Raw genomic sequence first — 7,257 nt, 5'->3', positions numbered from 1 at the left:
ACGCTTAGCCCAGCAAATGGCTGAAACCCAAGGTCGCACCCTTAGCGACGCTTGCCGTGAACTAACTGAGCAGCTTGCCGAGCAACAACGCAAGGCCTTGTCTCATGATACTTGGCTTACCGAACAAGTAAACCTTGCATTTGACAAACTTGATTCCGGCAAGGCTGTGTTCGTTGACAATGACTCCGCAAAAACACGAATGGCTGAACGTAAAGCCAGGGTCCGCAATCGGGGTCGCCAATGATATTTTGGGAAGAAGAATCCTTAACTGAAGTTTAGACTTTCGTGATCTTTGAAAATTTGTCGAAGTTGAAAAAAAGTGTTGACACAGCGACCACCCTGTGTGGCCGCGCCTTCAAAGCGAATTGAATTTAGAAAGCTTTGAAGGCGCGGCCTCTAGAAGAAAGTTTCACCCTTTCTTCCGGAGGCCGCTATGGATACCAAGGGATATAGTCGTATCCCCCAGTCCCTGTACGACGCTATCACATTTCTGGCGCAGGCGCTGCCAAAACGTTCGGTTCCAACCTTTCTGGAACTGCTGTTTGGTGCGATGCTCACCCAAAATGGTTTTGTCACTGAAGCCTGGTTGGCAATCAAACCCCGGTGCCACTGGACCAGTTATTTTAAATGGCTGCAGAAGGGCCGCTGGTCATGGGTTGCGCTTGGATTGCAAACGGCCCGGCTCGCTTTGCAACGAACAGAACGTTCGCGCTGTTATGTCGCCATCGACGATACGGTCGTCTTTCGCTGTTCACGCAAAGCACCTGAGTCACGCATCCACCATCAGCATGGATGTAAGGTCAATCGTCCCCTTTATGTCCGGGGACAGAACTGGGTCACCTTGGCTCTGGTGTTACCGCAGGGATGGCGTTCCTTGGCGTTGCCGATACTTTCCCGGTTATCCAGAAGCACAGGTAACAGCGGCAAACTGGTCGCGGCCAAAACCTTGCTCCGAGTGGCCAAGGGCCTCTTCGTCGATCGCATCGTGACCCTGCTGGTCGATTCCTGAAATCTCTGCTGCTCCCCGCCCAAGATCTGGGCTATCAGGTCATCGGTCAGGTGCGCAAGGACACGGCGCTTTATCTGCCGCCGCCGTGTCACAACGGCAAACGTGGGCGGCCCCGTAAATACGGTGATAAGCTGACGGCCGAGCGGGTCGATGACTTGCCCATGATCAGCCAGAGACTTTTTCTCTACGGCGAATGGCAGACGGTTCACTATCGCAGCTGCGTTGCACGAGCCCGCTTTCTTGATGGACAACAGGTTCGTGCTGTCTGGTCACAGATTGAAAACAAAGAGGGAACTTTACGCCAGCCCCGGCTCATCCTGTGTACCGACCTGGGCTTGTCGGCAACCCGCATCCTGCTGGCATATAGCCGCAGGTGGTCCATAGAGGATCTGTTCAATCAGCTCAAAAACCGTTGGGGCTGGAAACAAACCTGGCAGCAAACACGTCAGGTGCTGCATCGTTGGACGCAGATTCTTTCGACCAGCTACGCCGTGCCCCAGTTGTTGGCTCAGATGAACAGCGAGGAAGTGAAAGAACTCGCCTCCATATCCCCATGGCGGCACAAACAGCCGATCACTGCCGGACGTGTTCGTCAAGGACTGCAAAGGATTTTTCGCCATGTCGATATTCGCAGCCATTGGCACCCGAAGTCGGGAAAATTCGCGCCTGAAAAACGGGATAAAAAGCCGGACAGACCGCCTGATCGGCGCAAGAGGGCTTAACTTCGACAATTTTCAGTTATCAATGATCGCTCTCCAGCGCAGAATTAAGCTGGCTTGGGGAGGGGTGTAACTCTAAACTTCAGTTAGGTGTATTTAATTGCGTCATTTGTTGCTGTTAAATTGTTTCTCTTCGATAAGAGCAAACCGGGGGTGATCCCGGAATGCAGAGTTACGGATCCGCCGATGCCTTTGGCAAAAGCGGGTGGCCGGGCCGCCGAAGAGAGTGTGTGAGGGGAATATCTGGATTTGCCTTCAACGCCTGTCTTCGAATTTCGGAGACGGGCGTTTTTATTTTTTGCGGATGAATCAGAGTGGTTTCGCCTGGAGGTTCTCACATGCCAGAGGATAAGATATCGGTTTTTTTGCATTAGTCGTTTTGCAGCACGCTGAAATTGAGCATCATCGCAGACGGCAGGCGGCAACGCATTATCTTGGAATATTTGCGGTTTTTGTTGTATGGTTGGTTTGAAAAATTGATAGCACAGGAATGGAAAGTTTTTTATGCCTGAAAATACTGATTCCAGAGAAGAACTGTTCGTGCAAAAGTTTTTGCGGCACTATCTCAGGAATGGCATGGCATCGATGGCAAAGTCCGATATCGACGCACTTGTTATGCATCTGCTCGACACCTGCGTTTCATATGAACAGGGATGTGCGATTGGCAGTTTGTCTAACCAGCAAGCAAGTGAATTGCTTCGCGTGCCGTTGACGAAAATAAAGCGACTCCGGTATGAGGCCGGGCTCAAGTACGATAAAAATCCAGAGCAGGAGGGCCGTCGGCGTTTTGCTCTTGCGTTGGAGAAAGCAGGTCTTGAGTTCGATAATGTCGGTGAAAATGTTACGAAGATTGTTTTTGTTGTGGAGGATGTGCTTGCGAAAAACTGGATTCAAGGGCAGATCAAGGCACAAAGTGGCACTTTTGACAACTCGTTCAACACTGAGATCATCAAAGTAGAACCAGATGCATTCTTTGCGACACTCAAGAACATCGGGTTTGGTGTTCAAGATGTCAATAATTTTAAGTCGAAATATGATGATCTGATGAAGAAGAAAACGAAGGATGCCAGAAGGGAAGGATTCAAAAATCTAGTTTCGTCTTTTGTAAATGGTGCTGTCGGGGGGTTGGGCGGTCTGGTTGTGAATACCCTTACACCTCTTCCATAATATCAGGCTATAAGAAACGAGAGCGTTACTCACAGCTTTTCATATGGTGCCAAATTATTAGTGCTCTTGTTAGTTCAGTTGGCAAGTTTTTTTCGGTTTGACATCGTTGCGCGATACTACGTGGCGTCAATTTTGTTTGATAAGAGCACACCGAGGGTGGCTTTGGGATGCAGAATTGCGGATCTTACCTGAGAAGAGATGGCCAGGCCAAAGTGTGTGGGGGGGGAGCTGGGCCGCCTTCAGCGCCCGTTTTCGAATTTCAGAGGCATGAATTTTTGCTTATGGGTTTACAGAAAATCTAGGCGTAAAAACTTAAAATCATTGTCTTTGGCCAACACACTACGACAACCAAATCGAGGATATTATTATGAAAAATGTATTAATTTTTTTTATCCATATATTTCTTTTAAATTCATTTTTTATAAACATAGCATATGCCATTACACTCCCGTCTGATCCGACCGAGTGGGCGGATACCGATGGTGACGGAGTCGGTGACAACTCGGATAACTGCGCCGCTTACAGCAACACTGCACAAGTTGACCTTGATGCTAACGGCATCGGTGACATGTGTGAGTCGGTTGGCACTCTGACCGGTTCTTTCGTTGGCTACGAGTTCCGCGATGAAGCATGGAGCACCGGTGGCGACTTCGTGTCATCGGCATTTAATCTCACTTTCGACGGCTCGGCCATCGGCGCCGGTGAGATGTGGCACGCCACCAACGGCCTTGATCCCGATCCCACCTGGTCGTTTGCTTACTCAATTTTGCCCGACAATACCCTTATCGCCGACAATGGCGGCGATATCGGAACGATCTCCTACAATCAGAATTACATGGTCTTCAGCGACACCGATGTGGCCGGTGACGACCTGATGATGATGCCGCTTGTTCGTAAGGGAAGTGGCATGACCAATGCCAGCATCAACGGAACCTACTATGTGGCCCAGATCGCTGATGAAAACGGTTTAGGGGTGCCAAATATTACCTTCACCTTGATGGATTGGACGTTCGATGGTGCCGGAGGCATGACCGTCAACTATCTTGGAGGGGGTACACCCGAAAACGGCACGTATTCCGTCGCTGATGATGGTGCGTGGATTGATTCTTGGGGAAAGGGCTACTTCTCTTCTGATAGAAGTGTCTTTGCCTATGTTGAAACCGCAGGTCCCGACTTTATTGACATGATGGTTGGCGTGAAGAGAGGTACCAACATGACCACTGCTGATCTGTATGGTGATTATGTCATCCATCAGATCGGTTACGTGGCGACCTTGAGCCGAAGTTTCTCTGACCGGACGAATGTTACTTTCGATGGCCTTGGTGGCTATACCGCTGCCGATCAGGCAACCTCCGAAGGACCGCTTGAATCCGGTTTCGGGTCATATTCGGTCACAGCCGATGGAACCATCTATATCGATGGTGTTGCATCCGGTGTCATGGCAGGTGATGGTCAGTCGGTGGTCTTTGCCAATGTCGATCCTGCCGTCGATCCTTATACCGGCATTAACTTCGGGGTTAAGACAAGCTTGTCTGACAGGGATGGTGATACTGTTTCTGACTCTGATGACAACTGCCCGGTTGATGCCAACCCGAACCAGTACGACTACGATGGTGATGGCACAGGTGACATGTGCAGTGCCAGCCAGCCGGGCACCTATTTCGATGGCACCCGGTGGGTTGAATGTGCGGCTGGCTATTACCAGGATCAGGCAGGACAAAACAGTTGTATCCCTGCTCCTGTTGGGACTTATGTTGCGAGCGTTGCCGCCGCAACCTATTCATCCTGTGTGCCGGGAACCTATCAGAATCAGACGGCCCAGACAAGTTGTGTCGATGCACCGGCCGGAACGTTTGTTTCCGGAACTATGGCGATTGTGGCCACCGATTGCCCGGGTGGAACCTACCAGGATCAGACCGGCCAGACATCTTGCCTATTGTCACCTGCTGGAACCTATTCCGGATCCGGTCAGGCAGCTCCGTCCGATTGTGCATTGGGTACCTACCAGCCATCAACCGGACAAAGCTCCTGTATCGATGCGCCTGCCGGCAGTTATGTCGGAACGACGGGTGCTGCTTCCGTTACTCTTTGTCCTGCCGGAACCTATCAGGATCAGGTTGGTCAATCGGTTTGTGTCGCTGCACCGGCTGGAACATATGTCGATGCCGCTGGTGCGTCAACCTACTTCCTCTGCCCGATTCAGACCTACCAGGACCTGACCGGACAAACCACCTGTACATCCTGTACTCCGGGAACATCACAGACCTCGACCGGCCAGGCGATCTGTTTCGCTGACGCTGATGACGACAATATCGAGGATTCGCTCGACAATTGTCCGAACGATCCGGACAACGACCTCGATGGTGACCTGGTCTGTGGTGACGTTGACGCCTTCCCGAACGATGTCGCCGCCAGCGTCGATACCGATGGTGATGGTTATCCGGATAGCTGGAATACGGGCTACGGACAGGCCAACTCGACGACACCGCTCTATCTCGATCTCTTCCCGCTCGATCCGACCGAATGGGCCGATGCCGATAGTGACGGGTATGGTGATAACGGCGACGTCTACCCGCTCGATCCGACCGAATGGGCCGACGATGACGCCGATCACTTGCCGGATAATTTTGAAACGAACAACTTCGGTAATCTGACCAGTGAAATTGCCTCCGGCGACCCGGATGGTGACGGCTGGACCAACCTGGCCGAGTTCATCGCCGGCACCGATCCGACCATCGATAATACTGGCTTGACCGATACTGATGGCGACGGCCTGCCGGATGCCTACGAGACGGCCAATGGTCTTGATCTGAACGATCCGTCCGATGTGCTCGCCGACGCCGACGGCGACGGTTATTCCAATTATCACGAATACCTGCTCGGTCTTGATCCGCAGTCTGATGACAGCGGTCTGGCCGACAGTGACGGCGACGGCATGCCGGACGAGATCGAGTGGACCCTCGGCACCAACCCAACGGTTGCTGATGCGACCGAAGATCCGGACGGTGACTTCCTGACCAATCTCGAAGAGATGTATTTGGGAACCCTGCCGCTGGTCGATAACGCCACCATGACCGACACCGATGGCGATGGTATTCCTGATCAGGCCGAGATTCTTGCCGGCACCGATCCGAACTTTGATGATGCCGACCTCGACCTCGATGGTGACGGAATCGCCAATATCGATGAGTACCACAACGGCACCCTGGCGATCGACAATGCCGACCTGGCCGACACTGACGGCGACGGTCTGCCGGACATGTGGGAACAGGCCAACGGTCTGCCGGTCGGAACCGACAACAGCGGCACCGACAGCGACGGCGACAACGTCTCCGATGTCGACGAGTACCTGGCCGGTATCAACCCGCTTTCACAGGATACCGACGGTGACGGCATCAACGACGATGTCGATCTCTTCCCGCTCGATCCGACGCCGATCCCGGATGGTTTAAGCCATGCCCCGGATGATCGCGGCAACAAGGGCGTCAAGCGACAGGACGGTGAACCGGATAACGATAACAAGGTTAATGGCAACCCGAAACGGGATGTCCCGTTCGTCTTCCATGTCGTCGTCCATGAAGGGACCGGAAATGCCCCGGACCGGGTGCTGGTACATATCAACGGCTATGAGAATGAACTGATCAAGATCAAGGGAGATGTCGCCACCGGCGCCATATATGAGCTCGAAAAACTGCTCGGCCCGGCCCACGGTCACAAGTATCATTTCACCGCCGAAGATATCAGCGGCAACATCCTCTGGACTCTGCCGCTAGCAGGTGAATACACCGGCCCGACCGTAGAGCTGCTCAATGGTGTCAGCATGGTTGGTGTCTCCTGCGATGTGCGCAGTGCCAATCTTGACGCCATGGCCGGACTCGGCAGCAGCAGTTGCAACCGCTGGATCTCTGCCGATCTCGCCCGTGACAGCTCAAGCGGCGCTTATGTGGCCGTTGATGCCAGCGGTCCGGTTGCCACCGGCGAAGGTTACTTCATGACCCGCGAAGCGAGCCCGACCCTGCCGGATCTCTCAAGTCAGCCGCAGGTCGGCGAGACGACCTACGAGATTGCTCTGAACCCGGGCTGGAATATTATCAGCGTGCCGTACAACGGCTACGTCGCCCTGGCCGACATCCAGGTTCAGAAGAGGAATGATGCTCCGGTCACCTGGACGACGGCAACGACCAGCAAGTGGCTGACCAATGCCATCTACACCTACGACGGTGCTGATTGGGGCGGAACCTACAGCTTCGACTTTGCTCCGAGTGCCGAACTGGTACCGTGGGTCGGCTACTGGGTCTACCTCAATCTCGATAATACCAACTACAAACTGATCGTGCCGAAACCGGCGCAATAGGGGAGACT

Annotated in this window: 5 protein-coding genes and 1 riboswitch; all 5 genes read left to right on the top strand. The window is 53.1% G+C overall.

The window, feature by feature from the left end:
• The coding region (locus tag K0A93_11945) for a hypothetical protein (protein MBW6512803.1) at nt 1-244 on the top strand (244 nt) is incomplete at its 5' end.
• Between the two features lie 189 nt (nt 245-433).
• A complete protein-coding gene (locus tag K0A93_11940; GenBank protein ID MBW6512802.1) occupies nt 434-1,009 on the top strand; it encodes a transposase in 576 nt (191 codons plus the stop codon).
• A 50-nt stretch (nt 1,010-1,059) separates the two neighbouring features.
• Nucleotides 1,060-1,731 (top strand): hypothetical protein, encoded by a 672-nt coding sequence (locus K0A93_11935; GenBank protein ID MBW6512801.1) that lies wholly within the window; start codon nt 1,060-1,062, stop codon nt 1,729-1,731.
• 128 nt (nt 1,732-1,859) lie between these two features.
• Nucleotides 1,860-1,950, top strand: a riboswitch (cyclic di-GMP riboswitch).
• Between the two features lie 282 nt (nt 1,951-2,232).
• Nucleotides 2,233-2,895, top strand: coding sequence for a hypothetical protein (locus K0A93_11930; protein MBW6512800.1), 663 nt, complete (start codon nt 2,233-2,235; stop codon nt 2,893-2,895).
• A 367-nt stretch (nt 2,896-3,262) separates the two neighbouring features.
• Entirely contained in the window at nt 3,263-7,249 is a 3,987-nt protein-coding gene (locus tag K0A93_11925) for a hypothetical protein (protein ID MBW6512799.1), read from the top strand.
• Nucleotides 7,250-7,257 lie beyond the last annotated feature (8 nt).

This window comes from Desulfuromonadaceae bacterium (assembly GCA_019429445.1).
In the GTDB taxonomy this organism is placed as follows: domain Bacteria; phylum Desulfobacterota; class Desulfuromonadia; order Desulfuromonadales; family JAHYIW01; genus JAHYIW01.
Note: the sequence above shows the minus strand (reverse complement) of the source record. Positions and strands in the feature narration are given on the sequence as shown.